19 protein-coding genes and 1 tRNA gene are annotated in these 20,450 nt (G+C 65.3%); 11 read left to right on the forward strand and 9 right to left on the reverse strand.

Features of this window, described 5'->3' with window-relative positions; all coding sequences use genetic code 11:
• The first annotated feature begins 22 nt into the window (after positions 1 to 22).
• The 3 genes from SOM28_RS05445 to SOM28_RS05455 all read left to right on the forward strand — a co-directional run bounded on the left by SOM28_RS05445 (position 23) and on the right by SOM28_RS05455 (position 1,991).
• Positions 23 to 469 (forward strand): Mpo1 family 2-hydroxy fatty acid dioxygenase, encoded by a 447-nt coding sequence (locus SOM28_RS05445; RefSeq protein WP_320467470.1) that lies wholly within the window; start codon positions 23 to 25, stop codon positions 467 to 469.
• Between the two features lie 98 nt (positions 470 to 567).
• A complete protein-coding gene (locus SOM28_RS05450; RefSeq protein ID WP_123071906.1) occupies positions 568 to 1,506 on the forward strand; it encodes a DMT family transporter in 939 nt (312 codons plus the stop codon).
• Positions 1,503 to 1,991 carry a GNAT family N-acetyltransferase gene (locus tag SOM28_RS05455; protein ID WP_123071907.1) on the forward strand — a complete coding sequence of 163 codons (489 nt, stop codon included), beginning with the start codon at positions 1,503 to 1,505 and terminating at the stop codon, positions 1,989 to 1,991. Before SOM28_RS05450 ends, SOM28_RS05455 begins: the two co-directional genes overlap by 4 nt.
• A 309-nt stretch (positions 1,992 to 2,300) precedes the next feature.
• Here SOM28_RS05455 and hutI read toward each other — a convergent pair whose 3' ends face one another.
• The 9 genes from hutI to ada all read right to left on the reverse strand — a co-directional run bounded on the left by hutI (position 2,301) and on the right by ada (position 13,156).
• A complete protein-coding gene (gene hutI / locus SOM28_RS05460; protein WP_320467471.1) occupies positions 2,301 to 3,512 on the reverse strand; it encodes an imidazolonepropionase in 1,212 nt (403 codons plus the stop codon).
• Positions 3,505 to 4,110: a HutD/Ves family protein gene (locus tag SOM28_RS05465; protein WP_123071909.1), complete on the reverse strand. Its 606-nt coding sequence runs from the start codon at positions 4,108 to 4,110 to the stop codon at positions 3,505 to 3,507. Before SOM28_RS05465 ends, hutI begins: the two co-directional genes overlap by 8 nt.
• Positions 4,107 to 5,486 carry a formimidoylglutamate deiminase gene (locus tag SOM28_RS05470; RefSeq protein ID WP_320467472.1) on the reverse strand — a complete coding sequence of 460 codons (1,380 nt, stop codon included), beginning with the start codon at positions 5,484 to 5,486 and terminating at the stop codon, positions 4,107 to 4,109. Before SOM28_RS05470 ends, SOM28_RS05465 begins: the two co-directional genes overlap by 4 nt.
• Complete coding sequence (gene hutG, locus SOM28_RS05475; protein ID WP_320467827.1) at positions 5,483 to 6,271, reverse strand: N-formylglutamate deformylase; 789 nt, start codon at positions 6,269 to 6,271, stop codon at positions 5,483 to 5,485. Before hutG ends, SOM28_RS05470 begins: the two co-directional genes overlap by 4 nt.
• A gap of 23 nt (positions 6,272 to 6,294) precedes the next feature.
• Positions 6,295 to 7,836 (reverse strand): histidine ammonia-lyase, encoded by a 1,542-nt coding sequence (hutH, locus tag SOM28_RS05480; RefSeq protein WP_320467473.1) that lies wholly within the window; start codon positions 7,834 to 7,836, stop codon positions 6,295 to 6,297.
• Positions 7,837 to 7,851: 15 nt separating this feature from the next.
• Positions 7,852 to 9,561: a urocanate hydratase gene (gene hutU / locus SOM28_RS05485; protein WP_320467474.1), complete on the reverse strand. Its 1,710-nt coding sequence runs from the start codon at positions 9,559 to 9,561 to the stop codon at positions 7,852 to 7,854.
• Between the two features lie 92 nt (positions 9,562 to 9,653).
• Positions 9,654 to 11,324 (reverse strand): amidohydrolase, encoded by a 1,671-nt coding sequence (locus SOM28_RS05490; protein WP_320467475.1) that lies wholly within the window; start codon positions 11,322 to 11,324, stop codon positions 9,654 to 9,656.
• An 84-nt stretch (positions 11,325 to 11,408) separates the two neighbouring features.
• Entirely contained in the window at positions 11,409 to 12,146 is a 738-nt protein-coding gene (locus SOM28_RS05495) for a 2OG-Fe(II) oxygenase (protein WP_414675164.1), read from the reverse strand.
• Positions 12,095 to 13,156 (reverse strand): bifunctional DNA-binding transcriptional regulator/O6-methylguanine-DNA methyltransferase Ada, encoded by a 1,062-nt coding sequence (gene ada / locus SOM28_RS05500; RefSeq protein ID WP_320467477.1) that lies wholly within the window; start codon positions 13,154 to 13,156, stop codon positions 12,095 to 12,097. Before ada ends, SOM28_RS05495 begins: the two co-directional genes overlap by 52 nt.
• Positions 13,157 to 13,313: 157 nt before the next feature.
• Between ada and hutC the strand changes: the two genes are divergently transcribed.
• The 8 genes from hutC (at position 13,314) to SOM28_RS05540 (ending at position 19,825) form a co-directional block, all read left to right on the forward strand.
• The gene (gene hutC / locus SOM28_RS05505) at positions 13,314 to 14,015 is read left to right on the forward strand and encodes a histidine utilization transcriptional repressor HutC (protein ID WP_123071918.1); all 702 of its coding nucleotides are present in this window, start codon (positions 13,314 to 13,316) and stop codon (positions 14,013 to 14,015) included.
• 76 nt (positions 14,016 to 14,091) lie between these two features.
• Complete coding sequence (locus tag SOM28_RS05510; RefSeq protein WP_320467478.1) at positions 14,092 to 14,502, forward strand: response regulator; 411 nt, start codon at positions 14,092 to 14,094, stop codon at positions 14,500 to 14,502.
• A gap of 230 nt (positions 14,503 to 14,732) precedes the next feature.
• On the forward strand, positions 14,733 to 15,059 hold the full coding sequence (trxA, locus tag SOM28_RS05515; protein ID WP_005665082.1) for a thioredoxin TrxA: 327 nt from the start codon (positions 14,733 to 14,735) through the stop codon (positions 15,057 to 15,059).
• A gap of 140 nt (positions 15,060 to 15,199) precedes the next feature.
• Complete coding sequence (rho, locus tag SOM28_RS05520) at positions 15,200 to 16,462, forward strand: transcription termination factor Rho (RefSeq protein WP_005665081.1); 1,263 nt, start codon at positions 15,200 to 15,202, stop codon at positions 16,460 to 16,462.
• A 312-nt stretch (positions 16,463 to 16,774) separates the two neighbouring features.
• Positions 16,775 to 17,044: a type B 50S ribosomal protein L31 gene (locus tag SOM28_RS05525; protein WP_123070915.1), complete on the forward strand. Its 270-nt coding sequence runs from the start codon at positions 16,775 to 16,777 to the stop codon at positions 17,042 to 17,044.
• A gap of 113 nt (positions 17,045 to 17,157) precedes the next feature.
• The gene (locus tag SOM28_RS05530; protein ID WP_123070914.1) at positions 17,158 to 18,879 is read left to right on the forward strand and encodes an ArnT family glycosyltransferase; all 1,722 of its coding nucleotides are present in this window, start codon (positions 17,158 to 17,160) and stop codon (positions 18,877 to 18,879) included.
• A gap of 270 nt (positions 18,880 to 19,149) precedes the next feature.
• Positions 19,150 to 19,617 (forward strand): hypothetical protein, encoded by a 468-nt coding sequence (locus SOM28_RS05535; RefSeq protein WP_320467479.1) that lies wholly within the window; start codon positions 19,150 to 19,152, stop codon positions 19,615 to 19,617.
• A gap of 123 nt (positions 19,618 to 19,740) precedes the next feature.
• Positions 19,741 to 19,825 (forward strand) — tRNA-Leu (locus SOM28_RS05540).
• Positions 19,826 to 20,450 lie beyond the last annotated feature (625 nt).

The raw sequence follows: 20,450 nt of genomic DNA on the forward strand, positions 1-20,450 counted from the left end.
ATAACAACCGGAGACCGCCGTCATGGAATTTTCCTCTACGCCGCGCGATATCGACGTTTTGCTGGCCCGCTATGCCGAGAGCCACCGCAATCCCGTCAACGAACTGATCCACTTCGTCTGCATCCCCGCCATCGTGTTCAGCCTGCTGGGCATCCTGTGGGCAATTCACCCGATTGTGGCCCTGACTGTCGTGGCCGCCGCGCTGGTCTATTACGCCAGGCTGTCCAGGCCGTTCGCGCTCGGGATGGCGGCGATGGCCGCGCTGATGCTGGGTCTGCTGAACATGCTGCCGGAGGGCACCGTGCTGGTGACCTCGATCGGGGTGTTCGTGCTGGCCTGGATCGGGCAATTCATCGGCCACCATATCGAGGGCAAGAAACCGTCGTTCTTCGACGACCTGCGCTTCTTGCTGATCGGGCCATTGTTCGTGCTGAGCTTCCTGTATCGGCGGATGCGGCTGGCCTATTGATCACCCGGATGACGATGTTGCGGTTTTGATACAACACAGCGTGCCGCCGCCTTAAAAGATGCCGGCAGGAACAAAGCGGGAGGACTATACTCCCGCGAATGTCTTCTCCCGTCCTCTTTATCGTCGCCTCACTGATCTGGGGCTCGACCTTCTGGGCCATCACCTTACAGCTGGGACACGCCGCTCCCGCCGTGTCGGTCGCCTACCGTTTCTTCCTGGCCGCCGCCGCCCTGTTCGCCATCTGCCTGGTGCGCCGCGACAGCCTGCGGCTGCCCTGGCGCACCCATCGCTGGATGGCGCTGCAGGGCGGGCTAACCTTCGGCATCTCGTATATCTGCACCTATGAATCGGAGCAGCACATCGTGTCCGGCCTGGTGGCGGTAATGTTCGCGCTGATGGTGTTCTGGACGCCGATCTGGAGCCGCATCTTTTTCGGCACCGCCATCAGCCGCCGTACCTGGGCCTGCGGCGCCGTCGCCACCGTCGGCGTGGCCCTGCTGTTCTGGCACTCGATCAGCGATGCCTGGCAAGAATTGAAGACGGGCGGCGACGGCCATTTCCTGGCTGGCGTGGTGCTGGCGCTGGCCGCCACCCTGGCCAGCTCGGCCGGCAGCATCGTGGTCAACAAGGTCAAGGAACAATCTTCCAACCTGCCACTGACGATGGCCTGGTCGATGCTGTGGGGCGCGTCGATGGTGGCGGTATGGTCGCTGGCCAACGGCGACGCCTTCGTCCTGCCCGATAGCGCCACCTACTGGGCGGGCCTGGTCTACCTGTCGATCTTCGGCTCGGTGATCGCCTTCTTCGCCTATTTCACGCTGATCGGCCGCCTCGGCGCCAACAAGGCCGTCTATATCGGCGTCGTCACGCCCGTGCTGTCGGTGCTGCTGTCGGTCCAGCTCGAAGACTACCGCCCGGGCCTCCTCGAATTCCTGGGCATGGTGCTGTGCCTGGCCAGCGTCGCCTGGGCCGTGCGCGCACCTGCCGCCAAGAGCGTGCAATCCGCTAACCTGAACAATGCCATCGAATCGCCATGACTGTTAATTTCTCCATCCGCCCCGCGCAGCCGCAAGACGTTGTCCACATCCACGCCATGATCGTGGAGCTGGCCGTATTTGAAAAACTCGAACACATGGTGGTCGCCACCGAAACCCTCCTGCACGAAGGCCTGTTCGGCGCGCATCCATCGTGCGAAGCGATCGTCGGCGAAGAAAACGGTGAAGTCGTTACCTTCGCCCTGTTCTTCCACAATTTCTCGACCTTCCTCACCAAGAAGGGTCTGTACCTGGAAGACCTGTATGTGAAGCAGGCGCACCGTGGCAAGGGTTATGGCACGCAGATGCTGCAACGCCTGGCGCAACTGACGGTCGAACGCGGCTGCGGCCGTTTCGAGTGGTCGGTGCTCGACTGGAACGAACCGGCCATCCAGTTTTATAAAGCCATGGGGGCGGATGTCATGCCGGATTGGCGGATCTGCCGCGTTACCGGCGACAGCCTGGTAGCACTTTCGCAGCGCAGCTAAAGTATTCGCAGTTAAAGCACTTAATAAAGCGACGCACAAAGAAAAACCCACGGGCCGTAGCACCGTGGGCAAACCCATTTTGGCAAATGGGGAGGGGAGATGGGAATCACATGAATGACTATAGTCGGCCATTCTTAATGATCCATTAAGGCTTACATTTGCTTACCGCTGTAACCGCCGCTGTAACTATCAGTCTTTATTGCGTCTTGAATCCATCATCAACCAGGCGCGAAACCCAGGCTTGAGGGCGATCAAGCACCTACCCACTGTGACTGCGGGTGTTGCGACAAGGGGACAGGTGTTGCCGGACTAGACAGCAAGATGAGGCGCGCGCAGCACGCCGCCATTGACCACGGCCTGGCAGGGATTGAAGCCGATCGCATACGCCAGGTCGGCGGGACGGGCGATCTTCCATAAGGCCAGGTCGGCGCGCTTGCCGACCGTCAGCGTGCCGACCTCGGCCTGCAGGCCCAAGGCCAGCGCGCCATAGGCGGTCGCGCCCAGCAGCGCTTCTTGCGGCGTCAGGCGCCACAGGGTGCAGGCCATATTCATCGCCAGCAGCAGTGAAGTCATCGGCGAGGTGCCGGGATTGCAGTCGGTGGCCACCGCCATCGGCACGCCGGCTTCGCGCAGCGCGTCGATCGGCGGCATCACGGTCTCGCGCAGGAAGTAATAAGCCCCCGGCAGCAGCACCGCCACGGTGCCGGCGCGCGCCATCGCCGCGATGCCTTGAAGGCTCAGGTGTTCCAGGTGGTCGGCCGACAGGCCCTCGTAGCGCGCCACCAGCTCCGCCCCGCCCTGGTCCGACAACTGCTCGGCATGCAGCTTGAGCGGCAGGTCGAGCTTGCGCGCGGCGTCGAATACGCGCTCGGTCTGGGCGCTGGTAAAACCGATCCGTTCGCAGAAGGCGTCCACCGCGTCGACCAGGCCTTGTTCCGCCAGCGCCGGGAGCATGCGTTCGCACACTTCGGTCACGTAGTCGTCCTGGCGGCCGGCGAATTCCGGCGGCAACGCGTGCGCGCCGAGGAAGGTGGTCGCCACCCGCACCGGAAGCAGCTCGCCTATGCGGCGCGCGGCGCGCAGCATGCGTTCTTCGGCGCCTTGTTCGAGGCCATAGCCGGACTTGATCTCGAGCGTGGTCACGCCCTCGGCCAGCAGGGCGCGCACGCGCGGCAGGCTGGCCGCGACCAGTTCGTCGATACTCGCTTCCCGGGTCGCGCGCACGGTCGACATGATGCCGCCGCCCTGGCGCGCGATGTCTTCATAGGTGGCGCCGTTCAGGCGCGCTTCCCACTCGTTGCTGCGGTTGCCGGCGTGGACCACGTGGGTATGGCAGTCGACCAGGCCCGGCGTCATCCAGGCGCCGCCGCAATCGTGTACCTGGCTTGCCTGCGGGGCGTCGGCGCGCTTGCCGATCCAGGCGATGCGGCCATCCTTCACCGCCAGCGCGGCATCTACTATCTCGCCGTAGCCGTCCTCCATTGTCGCCAGGTGGACGTTGGTGAAAAGCAGGTCAGTCATACATCTCTGCGTCGTCATCTTCCGAATAATAGTGGACGTCGACGATGAAGATCGTGGCCTGCCCCGCTTCCAGCGACCACACCGTGCCCTGGTCGAGGATCACGGCGTCGTAGCGCACCAGGCCGATGCGCTCGTCGTCGCTGGCCAGTTGCAGGCTGTCGCCCTCGGCCAGGAACAGCACCGTCACCTCGGCGCGCGCGACGAAGGTGGAGTCGCCGCTCAGGCGCCGCCGCCCGAACTGGTGCCAGCAACGCTCGCTGCGCGACATGACATTGAAATCCAGGGTCGGCCCGCGATTGAGCCGGGCCTGCACTTCCGAGGCGCCGTCGAACGCGATCACCGGTTCGGCATCGCTGATCAGGGTCGGCTCGCCGTCGATCTGCAAGGTCAGGCCATGGCCGTCGACCAGCGCCAGGGTGCGGTCCACGCCGGGGAACTGCGAGAACGCGCCGTCCTCGGAAATGGTCGCCAGGCTGACGCGCCAGTCGAAATCGTCGAAGCCCGCGTCAGGCGGGCCGATCGCGATCTCGATCGTGCTGCCGCCGCCGTTCTTCCACGGCACCGGGGACAAGCCTGCAAATGGAATCAAGACAGTCATTTCGCCACCTCCTGGGACACTGCGCGCAACTCCTTCAGCGCTTGCCGGTAACGTCCGGCGATCGCCTCCTGCGCCATGTGGCGCCCGTTCTCGACCACCCAGCGGCCGCCGCACAGCACGTCGCGCACCAGGTTATCGTTGCCACAGAATACAACACGTCCGAGCACTTCGGCCTCAATGATGCCATCGAGGTTAGGATGATCCTCGTCCAGCACCAGCAGGTCGGCGCGGCTCCCGGCCTCGATCCGCCCGACGCGCCGCCCCGCCGCGGCCGCGCCGCCGCCAAGCGCAGCCTGCCACAGGAAGCCGGCCACGTCGCGCTGGGCGGGCTTGTGCGCCACATTGCGCTTCTGGTGCAGCAAGCGCTGGCCGTACTCGAGCCAGCGCAGCTCTTCCACCGGGCTTTGCGATACGTGGCTGTCGCTGCCGATGCCGAAACGTCCGCCCGCTTCGATGAAGGGCGCCAGCGGGAACAGGCCGTCGCCCAGGTTGGCCTCGGTGGTCGGGCACAGGCCGGCGACAGCGCCACTGCGCGCCAGCGCCGTCACTTCGGCGTCATTCAGATGGGTTGCATGCACCAGGCACCAGCGCGCATCGAGCGCCACGTGGTCCATCAGGTACTCGACCGGTCGCCGTCCCGCATGCGCCAGGCATTGTTGCACCTCGCCCTGCTGCTCGGCGATGTGGATGTGCAGCGGACGGCCCGGCAGGCCGGCCGCCAGCTCGCGGATCTGGCCGATGGTGGCCGCGCGCAGCGAATGCGGCGCGGCGCCGACCTCCAGCTGTCCGCTACGCAGCGCCCCCAAGGCCTCGACGATGCCGAGCACCTCATCGACGTTCGTGCGAAAGCGCGCCTGCGCCGGCGCCAGCGGCTTTTCACCGAAACCGGCGTGGCTGTACAGCACCGGCAGCAGGGTCAGTCCCATGCCGGTCGCCTGCCCCGCCGCCGCCACGCGCTCGGCCGTCTCGGCCGGCCGCGCATAGGCGGCGCCGTCGACGTCGCGCTGCAGGTAGTGGAACTCGCACAGCGAGGTGTAGCCGTGGCGCAGGCACTCGGCGAACAGCTGGGCCGCGATGGCCTCGATCTGGCTTGGGGTGATGCGGGACGCGAAGCGGTACATCAGGTCGCGCCAGGTCCAGAAGCTGTCCGGCCCGTCGCCGGCGACTTCGGTCAGGCCGCCCAGCGCGCGCTGGAAGGCGTGCGAATGCAGGTTGACCATGCCGGGCAGGACGTATTGCGCCTGCCGCGTGCCGGGGGACGCCGTGGCGCCGGGCGTCACCCGCGTCAGGTCGCCCTGCGCATCCCATTCGAGCAGCACGTCGCGCCGCCAGCCCTGCGGCAGCAGCGCATGGCGCGCGAACAGGGCGGTCGTCATGAACGCACCCAGTTCACCGCAGCGCCGACCATGTCGCGCAGCAGCGGTTGCAGCTGGCCCGCGACGTCAGGACGATAGTCGAACGGCGGCGCCTCGTTCATGTACAGGCACTGGCATTTCTCGAGCTGGATCGCGTGCACGCCGTTCGACGGCTGGCCGTAGTGGCGCGTGATGTGGCCGCCCTTGAAACGGCCGTTCAGGGCGATCGTGTAGCGCTCCTGGGCACGCGCCACGCCGAGGATGGCCTCCTCGAGTCCCGGATCGCATGACTTGCCTTCGGCGGTGCCGAAGTTCAGGTCCGGCAGCTTGCCCTCGAAAAAGCGCGGCACGATGGATGCAATGGAATGCGCTTCCCACAGCACCACGCGGCCGTGCTGCGCCTTCAGGCGCTCCAGCTCCGCCCCCAGCTGCTCGTGGTAGGGCCGCCAGTAGCGTTCCAGGCGCCGCTGCACCTCCGCCGCATCGGGCTCCATGCCCTCCTTGTACAGACGCTCGCGCCCGAAGGTGTCGAGCGGGCACAGGCCGGTCGTGTCCAGGCCGGGATACAGATTGGTGTTCTCCGGTGGGCGGTTCAGGTCGATCAGGTAGCGCGACCAGCGCGCCGAAATGGTCGAGACGCCCATCTCTTCCAGGAAGCCGTACAGTTCCGGCAAATGCCAGTCGGTGTCGGCGCGCGCCACGGCGCAAGGCGCCAGCGTGTCCGCCACCTCGTCGGGTATGTCGGTGCCCGCATGCGGCATCGATACCAGCATGGGAAGCCTGCCTGCCTTGAACCGGAACTCCATCACGACTCCTCTCCGTTATCGGTTTACGGGTGCAGCACGGTGAACAACTCCTTGCATGACGCCGACAGCGCGCCATCGACCACCAGCTTGCGCGCAGCCTCGATATCGGGCGCGAAGAAGCGGTCGGCATCGTAGGGGGCGACGTGCTGGCGCAGCTGGGCATGTACCGACTCCAGCGTCCCGGAGCTCTTCAACGGGCGGTGGAATTCGATTCCCTGGCTGGCTGCCAGCAGCTCGATCCCGACGATGACCGCCGTATTGTGCGCCATCTGGTCGAGACGGCGCGCAGCGAAGGTCGCCATGCTCACGTGGTCTTCCTGGTTGGCCGACGTCGGCAGGCTGTCGACGCTGGCCGGATGGGCCAGCGACTTGTTTTCGGAGGCCAGCGCCGCGGCGGTCACGTGGGCGATCATGAAGCCGGAATTCAGCCCCGGTTCGCGCACCAGGAAGGCCGGCAGGCCGGACAGGTTGGCGTCGATCAGCAGCGCGATGCGGCGCTCGGCCAGCGCGCCGATCTCGGCGATCGCCAGCGCCAGCGTGTCGGCGGCAAAGGCCACCGGCTCGGCGTGGAAGTTGCCGCCTGAAATAATTTCTCCGCCCTCGAACAGCAGGGGATTGTCGGTCACCGCATTCGCCTCGATCAGCAGGGTGCGGCCGGCATTGGCGATCAGGTCCATCACGGCGCCCATCACCTGCGGCTGGCAGCGCAGGCTGTACGGGTCCTGCACCCGCTCGTCGCCCACCAGGTGCGAGGCGCGGATCGCGCTGCCGGCCACCAGTTCTCGGTAGATCTTCGCCGCCGCGATCTGGCCCGGCTGGCCGCGCACCGCGTGGATGCGCGGATCGAACGGCGCATCGCTGCCGCGCGCCGCATCGACCGACAGCGAGCCGGTGACCATCGCGGCTTCCAGCAGGCGCTCGGCCATGAACAGGCCGTGCAGCGCCAGCGCGGTCGAAACCTGCGTGCCGTTGATCAGGGCCAGGCCCTCTTTCGCCGCCAAGGTCACCGGTTCGATGCCGGCCGCGAGCAGCGCGTCGCCCGCCTCGACCAGCACGCCGTTGTGGCGCACCGGGCCCACGCCCAGCATCGCCAGGGTCATATGGGCCAGCGGCGCCAGGTCGCCCGAGGCGCCGACCGAGCCCTGGCAGGGAATCGCCGGCATGATGTTGGCGTTGTACAGGGCGATCAGGGTCTCGACGATCACTGGACGCACGCCCGAATAGCCGCGCGACAGGCTGCCGATCTTGGTCAGCAGGATCAGGCGCACGATGGTGTCCGACAGCAGTTCGCCGGTGCCCACCGCATGCGACAGGATCAGGTTGCGCTGCAGGGTGGCCAGCTGGTCGTTGGGAATATGGGCCTTGGCCAGGATGCCGAAGCCGGTGTTGATGCCATAGGCCGGGTCGCCCTTGGCGACGATGGCCTCGACCGTGGTGGCCGATGCCGCGATGGCGTCCCAGGCGTCGGCCGCCAGGCTCAAAGGCTGGCGCGCGGCCCACACGGCGCGCAGGTCGCTCAGCGCCATCTGGCCTGGTTGCAGGGTGAAGTTGTTGGTGTCGTTCATCAGCTTGTGCTCGCGTTACTTGATCATTGGGAGATTCAGGCCATTGCGCTTGGCGCAGTCGATGGCGCTGTCATAGCCGGCGTCGGCGTGACGCATCACGCCCGAGGCGCTGTCGTTCACCAGCACCCGCGCCAGGCGCTTGGCCGCGGCGTCGGTGCCGTCGGCCACGATCACCACGCCGGAATGCTGCGAGTAACCCATGCCCACGCCGCCGCCATGGTGCAGCGAGACCCAGGTGGCGCCACCGGCCGTGTTCAGCAAGGCGTTCAGCAGCGGCCAGTCGGACACCGCATCGGTGCCGTCGCGCATGGCCTCGGTCTCGCGGTTCGGGCTGGCCACCGAGCCGGTATCGAGGTGGTCGCGGCCGATCACGACCGGCGCTTTCAGCTCGCCCGTGCGCACCATCTCGTTGAATGCCAGGCCGGCCAGGTGGCGCTCGCCCAGTCCCAGCCAGCAGATACGCGCCGGCAGGCCCTGGAAGGCGATCCTTTCGTTTGCCATGTCGAGCCAGCGGTGCACCCGCGCGTCGTGCGGGAACAGTTCCTTGATCTTGGCATCGGTCTTATAAATGTCTTCCGGGTCGCCCGACAGCGCCACCCAGCGGAACGGGCCGCGGCCCTCGCAGAACTGCGGCCGGATATAAGCCGGCACGAAGCCCGGGAAGTCGAAGGCATCCTGCACGCCCTCGTCCTTGGCCACCTGGCGGATATTGTTGCCGTAGTCGACGGCATGGGCGCCGAGCGCCTTGAAGTCAAGGATGGCGCGCACGTGGATCGCGCACGATGCCGCCGCTTCCGCCTTCAGGCGCGGGTGTTGCGCCGGGTCTTGTTGCGCAGCCTTCCACTCCTCGACGCTCCAGCCGATCGGCAGGTAGCCGTTGATCAGGTCATGGGCCGAGGTCTGGTCGGTGACCAGGTCCGGCACTAGGCCTCCTTCCTGCGCACGGCGCACCAGTTCCGGCAGCACCTCGGCCGCATTGCCGAGCAGGCCGATCGAGATGGCGTCGCGCGCGTCCTTGTGCTGGCGGATCATGGCCAGGGCTTCGTCGATGTCGCGCGCCTGCTTGTCCAGGTAGCGGGTGCGCAGGCGGAAGTCGATGCTGCTCTGCTGGCATTCGACGGTCAGCGAGACGGCGCCGGCAAAGGTCGCGGCCAGCGGCTGGGCGCCGCCCATGCCGCCCAGGCCCGCCGTCAACACCCAGCGGCCTGCCATATCGCCGCCGAAGTGCTGGCGTCCCGCCTCGGCAAAGGTTTCATACGTGCCCTGCACGATGCCCTGGGTGCCGATATAGATCCAGCTGCCGGCCGTCATCTGGCCGTACATGAACAGGCCCTTGCGATCGAGTTCGTTGAAGTGTTCCCAGTCGGCCCATTTCGGCACCAGGTTCGAGTTCGCCAGCAGCACGCGCGGCGCATCCGGGTGGGTCTGGAACACGCCGACCGGCTTGCCGGACTGGATCAGGAGGGTCTGGTCGTCGTCCAGCTCACGCAGCGAGGCCAGGATCTGGTCATAGCACTCCCAGTTGCGGGCGGCGCGGCCGATGCCGCCATAGACCACCAGGCGCTGCGGGTTTTCCGCGACCTCGGCGTCGAGATTGTTCTGGATCATGCGGTAGGCGGCTTCGGTCAGCCAGCTCTTGCAGCTGAGCGTGCTGCCGCGCGGGGCCTGGATGATGCGCGAGGGGTCGAAACGCGGGTCGTCCAGGGGACGGGTATCTTGGGACATGGCGGCTCCTTCGGTCGGTGACACGGCGCACGCCAGCGGCGCGCGCCGTAAAGCTGCTCTGAAGTCTAGGTTGTCTATACAACCTCGTCAAATCATTTCTTGAAGACCTGGCGTCCGGCAACCCAGGTTTCCAGCACGCCGGTCTTGTGGATGTCATAGGTCGGCATGCGGAACAGGTCCTGGTCGATCACGATGAAGTCGGCCTGCTTGCCCGGCTCCAGCGAACCCAACTCTTTTTCCTGGTGCCCGGCGTAAGCGGCATCGAGGGTGAAGCAGCGGAAGGCTTCCTTGAGCGACATCGCCTGGTTCGGATACCAGCCGGCCACCGGCTGCCCCTGCGCATCCTGGCGCGTGACGGCTGCGTGGATGCCGAAGAACGGATTCGGCGACTCGACCGGGAAATCCGAACCGCAGGCGATGCGCGAGCCCTGGTGCAGGAAGCTGCGCCAGGCATAGGCGCCCTTGATGCGGTCCGGCCCGATGCGGGTCTCGGCCATATTCTTGTCCGACGTTGCGTGGGTCGGCTGCATCGATGGGATGATGTCCAGCGTCTTGAAGCGCGGGATATCGGCCGGGGTCACGACCTGGGCGTGCTCGATGCGGTGGCGTTGCGCGCCGCTCTGCGTCGCCTTCAGCTCCTTCTGATAGATATCGAGGATCTGCTTGTTGCCGGCGTCGCCGATCGCATGCACGTTGACCTGGTAGCCCTTGCGCATGGCCTTGGCCATCATCGCATCCATCTGCGCGGTTTTATAGAACAACAGGCCGTGCGAGTGCGACTCGTCGCTGTAGGGCTTGATCAGGGCCGCGCCGCGGCTGCCCAGCGCGCCGTCCGAATACAGTTTCACGGAACGCAGCGCATACATGCCATTGCCGTAATCTTTCAGCGGGCCCTTGGCGGCCAGCTGGTCGAAGTCCTTGTCGGTGCCGGCGATCATGCCGTACACACGGGTAGTCAGCTTGCCTTGATCCGCATAGGCGCGGTACAGGCGGTCCTGGGCCACGTCGACGCCGGCGTCGTGCACACTGGTCAGTCCCACGCGCGCCAGCTCACCGAGCGCGCGGTCGAGCATCAGGCGCCCCTCGGCCTCGGTCTGCTGCGGCAGCACGCGGGTCAAGAGTTCCTGGGCGGTGTCGACCAGCACGCCGGTCGCGTCGCCATTGGCGTCGCGCACGATCTTGCCGCCGACGGGGTCCGGCGTCGATTTCGTGATGCCGGCCAGCGCCAGCCCGCGGCTATTGGTCCAGCCGGCGTGGCCGTCGACGCGCTCCAGCCACACCGGGCGGTCCTTGATAACGCCGTCGAGTTCCTGCGCGGTCGGGAAGCGGCCCAGCTTCCAGTTTTCCTGGTTCCAGCCGCGGCCGCGGATCCATTCGTGGCCAGCGTTCGCCCGCGCGTAGTCGCCGATCGACTTCAGGGCGCCGTCCAGCGAGGTGCTGTGGAACAGGTCGAGCTGGGTCAGTTGCTGGCCCAGGCCGAACACGTGGCCGTGGGCGTCGATCAGGCCCGGCAGCACGGTGCGGCCTCCCATGTCGACGCGCTTCGCGTTCGGCGCTTTCGCGGCGACGTCGGCGCCGCTGCCGACGGCGATGATGCGGCCCTTGTCGTCGAAGGCGATCGCCGTGAACTGGACCAGCTCACCCTTCCCGTTCAGCGTATAGCCGTTGGCGTTGTCGATCAGGGTATCGGCATGTGCCGACAGGCTGCCGAGGGCAGCCAGGACGAGTAGGGAACACTGCAGGGATATCTGGCGCGCGCGCATGCTTTTTTTCTCTCTCCGAAATGGGTTTCCGCGCTTCGTGGGCACGGTTCGACAGAGTGTACTGCATGCGTGGGCGACAGCCCTTCAGGTGGCGTCGTGGAAGATGATCCCCAGGGTGTGGCGCAGGCCCTGCCGCACGCGGCTGACGCCATGCCGCATCGCCACCCCGTAGACGCCGCGCGTGCCCTGCACCGGCCGCTGGTTGACGACAAATACGACGGCGTCGCCCTGATGGAGGCTCACGACTTCGGCGCGCGACTGCATGCGCGGCCGCTGTTCGGTCAACACGAACTCGCCGCCATCGAAGTCTTCGCCTGGCCGCGACAGCAGCACCGCCACCTGCAGCGGAAACACCTGTTCGCCATACAGATCCTGGTGCAGGCAGTTGTAGTCGCCGGCGCGGTAGCGCAGCAGCAGCGGCGTCGGACGCAACTGGCCGGCCGCGTGGCATTTCTCGAGGAAGTCGGCGTGAGCAGGCGGGAAGCGCGTATCCAGCCCGAGCGCCGCCTGCCAGCGGTTGGCGATGCGCGCCAGCGGCGGATACAGGCTGGCGCGCAGCGCGGCCAGCGGCTCCGGCAGCGGATACCCGAAATACTGGTATTCGCCGCGGCCGAAGCCGTGGCGCTCCATCACTACCCGGCTGCGAAAGCGCTGCGGCTCGTCGTAGGCGCTAATAAAGCGCGCGCATTGGCGCGCATCGAGCAGGCCAGGAATCACGGCGCAGCCGGCGGCGTCGAGCTGGACGCCGACGTCATCCCAATCGATGACGGTCACTGCTCTGCCTCGCGCTCGAGCAGTGCGCGCTTGCGCTCGATCCCCCAGCGATACCCAGACAGCGCGCCGCCGGTGCGCACCACGCGATGGCAGGGAATCGCCACCGCCACCGGATTGGCGGCGCAGGCGCCGGCCACGGCGCGCGCGCCATCGGGCAGGCCGACCCGTTCGGCCAGTTCGGCATAGGTCACGGTCTCGCCCGAGGGAATCGCGCGCAGCGCCTGCCACACGCGCTGCTGGAAGGCGGTGCCGCGCACGTCGAGCGGCAGCTCGAGACCGATGCGCGGTTGCTCGACCAGGCCAATCACCAGCGCCACGGTGCGTTCGAAGTCTTCTTCGGCGCCGCGCAGCTCGGCCTTGGGAAAGCGCGCCTGCAGGTCTTCCACCAGCGGTTCCGGTTGATCGCCGATCAGGATCGCGCAGATGCCGCGCCCGGTGGCCGCGACCAGGATGGCGCCCAGCGAGCATTCGGCCACGGCGAAGCGGATCGTTTCGCCCTGCCCGCCGGCGCGGTAGTTCGAAGGCTGCATGCCCAGCACCTCGTTCGACGCCGCATAGAAGCGCCCGCTGGAACCATAGCCGGCGCCGTACAGGGCGTCGGTGACCGAGGCGCCTCCTTCCAGTTCCTGGCGCACGCGGGCGCCGCGCCTGGCCGCGGCATAGGCCTTGGGCGTGATCCCGGTCCGGGCCTTGAACACGCGGTGGAAGTGGAAGCGGCTCATGCCGGCAGCCTGAGCCAGGGCATCCAGGTCTGGCTCCTCCTCCGATTCCTCGATCAGGCGGCAGGCGCGCGCCACCGCGTCCGCCTGGCGCTCAGCCAGCGGCGGCAGGTGCGGCGCGCAGCGCAGGCAGGGCCGGAAGCCCGCCGCCTCGGCCGCCTGGCTGCTGGCATGGAAGGCGACGTTGGCGCGCTTCGCGCCGCGCGACGGGCACGAGGGCCGGCAGTAGACGCCGGTGGTACGCACCGAATAATAGAAACTGCCGTCGGCGCCGGCGTCGCGCCGCTGCACGGCGTCCCAGCGCGTGTCATCAGTCTCGTCGCTATCCCTTGTTGTCATGATGGTGTCCTCCTTCAGCAATAGCGCCATCCTGAAGCCGCAGCCACCAGGCCACACTCCGGGTCTTGCTTTCGAATCGCGATGCTAGAATCGGGCGTGGTCCCAGAGGCCAGGCATTCGGAGATTGAGTTTGGAAGCACAGACCGCGCAAGACAGCATGCAGGAAAAGTCGCCCATTTTCCAGCAGATCAAGGATTACCTGGTTGGCGAAATCGCCTCCGGCCGCTGGAAGGAAGGCGAGCTGGTGCCGTCGGAGCAGGCGCTGGTGCGCCAGTTCGGCGTCTCGCGCATGACCGTCAACCGCGCCGTGCGTGAACTCACCGCCGAGCAGGTGCTGGTGCGGCGCCAGGGCTCGGGCACCTATGTCGCGCCCCAGAAGTACCAGGGTACCCTGGTCGAGATCCGCAATATCGCCGACGAGATCCGCGCGCGCGGCAAGCAGCACACCAGCCGCGTGCTGGCGCTGGACGAAAAAAGCGCCGACGACACGCTGGCCGCGGAGTTCGACCTGGAGCCGGGCGCCACCCTGTTCCACTCGCTGATCGTCCACTTCGAAAACGAAACGCCGGTCCAGCTCGAAGACCGCTGGGTCAACCCGGTCTGCGCCCCGGCCTACCTGGAGCAGGATTTTTCGCGCATCACGCCCAACGAACACCTGATGGCGAGCGCGCCGCTGCAGGGGGCCACCTATACGATAGAGGCCCAGCCGGCGCCAGAGGAAGAGGCGCGCCTGCTGGCGATCGGGGCCGGCGCCCCGTGCCTGGTGCTGCACCGGCGCACCACCTCGGCCGGCCGGGTGGCGTCGGTGGCCACCATGTGGCATCCGGGGCACCTGGCGCGCTTCACCGGTAGCGTTTGATAAATAAATACGGATTCGGACAACCCGGCTTGCCAGTTTTTCGAGATAATGGCCGTCGATCTACCCATTCCAGATAATGACGCACATGCCTCCCGACGCCGCCGCCGATTCGCCTTTCGCGCAACTGCGCGTGCTGGTGCTTGACGACGATCACCTGCTGCTGGAGGTCATGCGCGAGATGCTCGGCGCCTGCGGGCCGTGCGAGATCGTCCTCGAACTCGATGCGCGCCAGGCCCTGGCCCGGCTCGACGAAGCCATGCCCGACGTCCTGATCTGCGATCTGGTGCTGCCCGAGATGGACGGCATCGAGTTCCTGCAGGCCGCGGCCAGCCTGGGCTATGCCGGCAAGGTGATCCTGCTGTCGGCCCTCGAGGACGAGGTGCGCGAGGCCGCCGCCGAACTGGCGCGCGCCCTTGGCCTCCGGGTGGTTGGCTCGTTCCGCAAGCCGCTCACGCCCGAGCAATTGCGCCATGCGCTGGCATGTTGAGATTTTGTACAAAGCCCCGAACACTTTTTAAAAAAATGGGGTATTATTCGCCTCATTCCCCGCCTGACACCCTCTAGCCGTTCTTCCAATATTGAAATTCGCACACAGTGCCTCCACCATTGTGTAGCAGCAATATTTGGCAAGGAAGTACACACGGTAGCCGGTCGAGACATTCCGCATGACGAGTCTCAAGGCGTTAATAACGATTCTTACCTCACATTGAGGAAACCATGAGCGAAAACATCAAACACATCAGCGATGCATCCTTCGAAGCCGACGTGCTCAAGTCCGAGCAGCCGGTGCTGGTCGATTTCTGGGCCGAGTGGTGCGGCCCTTGCAAGATGATTGCCCCGATCCTGGAAGAAGTAGCCAAGGAATACGCAGGCAAGATCACGATCGCCAAGATGGACGTCGACGCGAACCAGGCCGTGCCGGCCCAGTTCGGCATCCGTGGCATCCCGACCCTGATCCTGTTCAAGAATGGCCAGGTCGCAGCCCAGAAAGTCGGCGCCGTCGCCAAGGGTCCGCTGACCGCTTTCATCGACAGCAACATCTGATACAAGTAATATAGCGGCGACGGCGCGCCCGCGCAGTCGCCACGCAGTCACAATACTGGCCGGGAGTCACCCTCCCGCCTCGATTAACCCACGCAGTCCCCTCCCCTACCTAATTCACCCGTCACGGGTCACCCACACACATGCATTTATCTGAACTGAAGGCGATGCACGTTTCCGCGCTGCTGGAAATGGCAATCGGCCTCGACATCGACAACGCAGCCCGCCTGCGCAAACAGGAACTGATGTTCGCGATCCTGAAGAAGCGCGCCAAGCAGGGCGAGCAGATCTTCGGCGACGGCGCCCTCGAGGTGCTGCCGGATGGTTTCGGTTTCCTGCGCTCGCCGGACGCGAGCTATATGGCTTCGACCGACGACATCTATATCTCGCCGTCGCAGATCCGTCGTTTCAACTTGCATACGGGTGACTCGATCGAAGGTGAAGTGCGTACGCCGAAGGACGGCGAACGTTACTTTGCACTGGTCAAGGTCGACAAGGTCAATGGCGAATCGCCGGAAGCCTCGAAGCACCGCATCCTGTTCGAGAACCTGACCCCGCTGCACCCGAACGAGCCGCTGCGCCTGGAGCGCGACATGAACGGCGCCGAGAACATCACCGGCCGCATCGTCGACCTGATCTCGCCGATCGGCAAGGGCCAGCGCGGCCTGCTGGTGGCGTCGCCGAAGTCCGGCAAATCGGTCATGCTGCAGCACATCGCACATGCGATCACCGCGAATCATCCCGACGTCACCCTGATCGTGCTGCTGATCGACGAGCGTCCGGAAGAAGTGACCGAGATGCAGCGTTCGGTGCGCGGCGAAGTCGTCGCATCCACGTTTGACGAGCCAGCGACCCGCCACGTGCAGGTCGCCGAGATGGTGCTGGAAAAAGCCAAGCGCCTGGTCGAAATGAAGAAGGACGTGGTCATCCTGCTGGACTCGATCACCCGCCTGGCGCGCGCCTACAACACCGTGATCCCGGCCTCGGGCAAGGTGCTGACCGGTGGTGTCGACGCCAACGCGCTGCAGCGTCCGAAGCGCTTCTTCGGCGCCGCCCGTAACGTCGAGGAAGGCGGCTCGCTGACCATCGTCGCGACCGCGCTGATCGAGACCGGCTCGCGCATGGACGACGTGATCTACGAAGAATTCAAGGGCACCGGCAATATGGAGGTGCACCTGGAGCGCCGCCTGGCCGAGAAACGCGTTTATCCGGCGATTAACCTGAACAAATCGGGCACCCGTCGCGAAGAACTGCTGATCAAGCCCGACCAGCTGCAGAAAATCTGGATCCTGCGCAAGCTGCTGTACTCGATGGACGAGATCGAGGCGATGGAGTTCATCCTCGACAAGATGCGCGCGACCAAGAACAATGTCGAGTTCTTCGACATGATGCGCCGCGGCGGCTGATCCGCCCCAGCGCAACGCGTGCACAGGCAGCCTTCGGGCTGCCTTTTTTGTTGGCGCTGTCTATGTGGGGTGGACGGCTTGCCGTCCACGCGTTCAATCACACGGTAATCGGCCCGTGCGCGGTGACTCGCATTGCAACTATCACCGCGTGGACGGCGTAGCTGCCCACCCTACGGCTTGTTGCATCGAGATGCAACAAGCCTTATAATCTCCGGTTCAGTCCAACCCCTGGCAAGTGATCGGCAATCGGGTCAAGAAGCAGGACGACCGCCGAAGTGCTGTTTGGCTACCAACTCAATAGAAAGCAATACCATGAAGACCGATACCCATCCAGAATACCGCGAAGTCGTCTTCCACGACCTGTCGTGCGACTTCAAATTCATCACCCGTTCGACCATCAACACCCGCGAAACGATCAACCACGAAGGTAAAGATTACCCACTGGTCAAGATCGAGGTGTCGGCTGAGTCGCACCCGTTCTTCACCGGCAAGCACAAGATCGTCGACACCGCTGGTCGCGTCGAAAAATTCCGCCAGAAGTTCGGCGCAGTCGGCTCGAAGACCTCGGTCGCCAACGGCTAATTGCCGCAGTAGAATCTTCGAAGCCCACCCGGGCTTCGCCAAAGAAGCCGCCTCAGCGGCTTCTTTTTTTTCGCAGCTATACTACGCAGTTATTCCATCCATCCGATTTGCCGATGAAACCAGTCCGTCTACCCGCCGCCGCCACCCTGGCGCTGCCCCGCTGGGCCCTGCTTGCGCTGGGCATGCTGTACATCCTGCCCGGCATCATCGGCCGCGATTTGTGGAAGGAAGACGCGGGCAGCTTCGGCATCATGTGGACCATGGCGCATGGCGGCCTGGATGACTGGCTGTACCCGAACATCGCCGGCCTGGCCAGCGTCGACGAAGGTCCGCTGGCCTTCTGGCTGGGCGCCATCTGCATCAAGCTGTTCGGCTGGATCCTGGGCGACGTGCTGGCCGCGCGCGTCTCGACCATCGCCATCTTCGTGCTGGGCACGATGTCGCTGTGGTACACCGCCTTCCACCTCGGCCGACGCGCCGAGGCCCAGCCGCTGCGCCTGGCCTTCGGCGGCCAGCCCGAGCCCGACGATTATGGCCGCACGCTGGGCGACACCGCGGTCCTGATCTACCTCGGCAGCCTGGGCCTGCTGCTGCAAAGCCACCTGACCCTGGCCGCCACCCTGCAGGGCGCGCTGCTGGCCTATTTCCTGTACCGCGCCGTGCGCTACGTCGAGCACACCAGCACCCGCAACGCGGTGCTGGTCGGCCTCGCGCTGGGCGCCCTGACGCTCACCCAGGGCTTCCTGCCGCCGCTGGTGCTGATCGTGGCTCTGTTCGCCTGCACCCGCTACCTCGACATGCCGGCGGGCCAGGCGCTGCGCCACTTGGCCGTCGCAACCGGCGTCGGCGTTGGCCTGACCATGGTATGGATCCTGCCCGCCATCGTCGTGCAGCCGTTTGGCCTGCCGCCGGTGGCCGACTGGCTGGCCTGGAACGCGGAGCAGATTGGCGTGCCCGGCTGGGTTGCGGTGAAGACCTTCTTCCGCACGGGCGTCTGGTTCTTCTGGCCGGCCTGGCCATTCGCCATCTGGGCGGTCTGGGCCTGGCGCCGCCAGCAGCAGATGCTGCACATCGTGCTGCCGGTGTTCTTCTTCCTGGCCCTGGTGCTGCAGCTGCTGTGCGACCCGGTGCCCGAGAACAGCGACTTCCTCAAGATGCTGCCGCCGCTGGCCCTGATGGCCGCCTTCGGCCTGCCGACCATGAAGCGCGGCGCGATCAACGCCATCGACTGGTTCTCGGTGATGGTGCTGACCATGCTGGGCGCCACCATCTGGCTGTTCTGGATCGCCAAGCTGACCGGCTGGCCGGCCCAGCTGGCCAAGAACGCGCTCAAGCTGGTGCCAGGCTTCACGCCGGAAATCGGCATCGTCACCTTCACCGTGGCCGCCGCCGCCAGTGTGGGCTGGGTCGTGCTGGTGCACTGGCGCCTGTCGCGCCAGCCATCGGTGCTGTGGCGCGCGGTGGTGCTGTCGTCCGGCGGCCTGATCCTGCTGTGGGTGCTCCTGATGACGCTGTTCCTGCCGGATCTGAACTACGGCAAGAGCTACGCCGGCGTGGCCCAGCAGATCGCGGCGCGCCTGCCGGCCGACACCGACTGCATCGAGACCAATGTCGGCCCGGCCCAGCGCGCCTCGCTGGCCTATTACGGCCGCCTGCCCTTCGTTACCCTGGACGGCGGCAAGTGCGACTATGTGCTGCTGCAGGACAGCCTGCGCAACCGCAATGACCGCGCGCTGCTGCGCAAATGGAGCGTGCGCAACACGATCCCGCTGTGGGAAGGCCGGCGCGCCTCCGACCGCGACGAGCGCTTCAGGCTGTTCCGCCGCAATCAATAAAATGCACTTCGACAAGCCGCACACCGTGCGGCTTGTTTCTTTATGAGGCTCGCGAGCAACGATATTCACCTGTGCGCGGCAAGTGTTGCCAATATGAGAACCTATTCGCAAAGAATGCGTGTTTGCGCGGAGTCAAGCACCGGCCTGGTGCCGCTCGTCACAATGTGCGAGTCGATGCAGATCAATTACCAGGCTGAATGGGGTGTTGCGTCAGTTTAAGTATTGGCCAACATGGACCGTTGCACGAGATGCTGTGAGGGAGAGATCACCATGAAAAGTGTGACGTTTTCAGAGATCGTGCGCGTCCGGGAGCGGCCCGGATTCCTGCGGCGCATCGACACCTGGCGCCAGTCCCTGCCTTGGGCGCTGACGCTGCTGGGCGGCCTGCCGCTGCTGGTGCTGACGCTGCACCTGATCGACCCCGACACGCCGCTGCCCTTCGTGGTGCTGCCGGCCATCGTGGGCGGCTTGCTGCCGGTGTATATGCTCGGGCCGGGCCGCTTCGAGATGCGCACCCGCTTCGATGCCCACTATATGATCAACACGCTCGACGAAGCGCTGGGCGCGCTGGGTTACCGGCGCACTGCGGCGGACAGCACCAGCATTCGGTACTTCCGCCCGCGCCCCTGGTTGCGGGGGCAAGAAGGCGCGATCAATGTCGCGGTGCGCGAGCATGTGCTGGAGATCGTCGGGCCGGTGGGGAGTTTGCGGTTGTTGCAGCATCGGATTGCGCGCTGAGCCACCGCTCTGGGTCTGGGGTAGCGGCATATATCAGGGCTACCGTATGCCGTGTTCTGCCAATTTCTTGCGCGCACTGGTCAGTTGTGTGTGCGATGTGCTAAGATTCGCGCCTGCTATTGGGCCTCTGTGGCGGAATTGGTAGACGCACTTGACTCAAAATCAAGCGCCGTAAGGCGTGCCGGTTCGATTCCGGCCGGAGGCACCACCAGTAGCAAGCAAGTCGGTTCAGCGTGAAACCCGCCACTTCCTAGGAAGCGCGGGTTTTTGCTTTCTGGCGCGGCGAGTTTGTCAGACCCTCCGGATGATGTGACCCTCCGGATGATGGGCCTCCGGATGACCGCCGACAGCGACCTGATCACGCGACTCGCAGCCGAGCTGGCGAAGCAACTCAAGCCAGCACTTCCCATCGAAATCGACTTGTGGCACATCGCCGCGATCGCGACCTATCTCAAGCGTAGTGAGTCCGTAGTACGAGAGCGCATGGCATGCCTGCCCGATTTTCCGAAGTCGATTCGGTTGCCATCGACTCGCTCTGTACGTGGCAGGCGCTGTGCAGGGCTAAGGAAGTCATTTAGTGGGCAGCAAGATACCAAGATCGAAATTAACGCAGTGCACGAACCAGAATTAGAAAAGCCACCCTCAGGTGGCTTTCAACGAAGCATGCATACTGACTACCGTGTCGCGTGTCGCTTTTGTGGACCAGTCATCACTACAGGCACTCTTGAAGGAAGAGCACGTTTTGCACTCTCGACCTGTGTTGCAAAGGTGCCCCGGTTCGACTCAGCATAGGCCCTAACCCGTTCAATCTGAGTAGTCAGATCCCTAGCAGC

This window comes from Massilia sp. CFBP9026, from assembly GCF_034045165.1.
In the GTDB taxonomy this organism is placed as follows: Bacteria; Pseudomonadota; Gammaproteobacteria; order Burkholderiales; family Burkholderiaceae_D; genus Telluria; species Telluria arenae.

Excerpts from the sequence above, each read along its gene's own strand:
- SOM28_RS05445 (WP_320467470.1), top strand. The coding sequence starts at position 23 with ATGGAATTTTCCTCTACGCCGCGCGATATCGACGTTTTGCTGGCCCGC.
- SOM28_RS05450 (WP_123071906.1), top strand. The coding sequence starts at position 568 with ATGTCTTCTCCCGTCCTCTTTATCGTCGCCTCACTGATCTGGGGCTCG.
- SOM28_RS05455 (WP_123071907.1), top strand. The coding sequence starts at position 1,503 with ATGACTGTTAATTTCTCCATCCGCCCCGCGCAGCCGCAAGACGTTGTC.
- hutI (WP_320467471.1), bottom strand. The coding sequence starts at position 3,512 with ATGACTGACCTGCTTTTCACCAACGTCCACCTGGCGACAATGGAGGAC.
- SOM28_RS05465 (WP_123071909.1), bottom strand. The coding sequence starts at position 4,110 with ATGACTGTCTTGATTCCATTTGCAGGCTTGTCCCCGGTGCCGTGGAAG.
- SOM28_RS05470 (WP_320467472.1), bottom strand. The coding sequence starts at position 5,486 with ATGACGACCGCCCTGTTCGCGCGCCATGCGCTGCTGCCGCAGGGCTGG.
- hutG (WP_320467827.1), bottom strand. The coding sequence starts at position 6,271 with ATGGAGTTCCGGTTCAAGGCAGGCAGGCTTCCCATGCTGGTATCGATG.
- hutH (WP_320467473.1), bottom strand. The coding sequence starts at position 7,836 with ATGAACGACACCAACAACTTCACCCTGCAACCAGGCCAGATGGCGCTG.
- hutU (WP_320467474.1), bottom strand. The coding sequence starts at position 9,561 with ATGTCCCAAGATACCCGTCCCCTGGACGACCCGCGTTTCGACCCCTCG.
- SOM28_RS05490 (WP_320467475.1), bottom strand. The coding sequence starts at position 11,324 with ATGCGCGCGCGCCAGATATCCCTGCAGTGTTCCCTACTCGTCCTGGCT.
- ada (WP_320467477.1), bottom strand. The coding sequence starts at position 13,156 with ATGACAACAAGGGATAGCGACGAGACTGATGACACGCGCTGGGACGCC.
- hutC (WP_123071918.1), top strand. The coding sequence starts at position 13,314 with ATGCAGGAAAAGTCGCCCATTTTCCAGCAGATCAAGGATTACCTGGTT.
- SOM28_RS05510 (WP_320467478.1), top strand. The coding sequence starts at position 14,092 with ATGACGCACATGCCTCCCGACGCCGCCGCCGATTCGCCTTTCGCGCAA.
- trxA (WP_005665082.1), top strand. The coding sequence starts at position 14,733 with ATGAGCGAAAACATCAAACACATCAGCGATGCATCCTTCGAAGCCGAC.
- rho (WP_005665081.1), top strand. The coding sequence starts at position 15,200 with ATGCATTTATCTGAACTGAAGGCGATGCACGTTTCCGCGCTGCTGGAA.
- SOM28_RS05525 (WP_123070915.1), top strand. The coding sequence starts at position 16,775 with ATGAAGACCGATACCCATCCAGAATACCGCGAAGTCGTCTTCCACGAC.
- SOM28_RS05530 (WP_123070914.1), top strand. The coding sequence starts at position 17,158 with ATGAAACCAGTCCGTCTACCCGCCGCCGCCACCCTGGCGCTGCCCCGC.
- SOM28_RS05535 (WP_320467479.1), top strand. The coding sequence starts at position 19,150 with ATGAAAAGTGTGACGTTTTCAGAGATCGTGCGCGTCCGGGAGCGGCCC.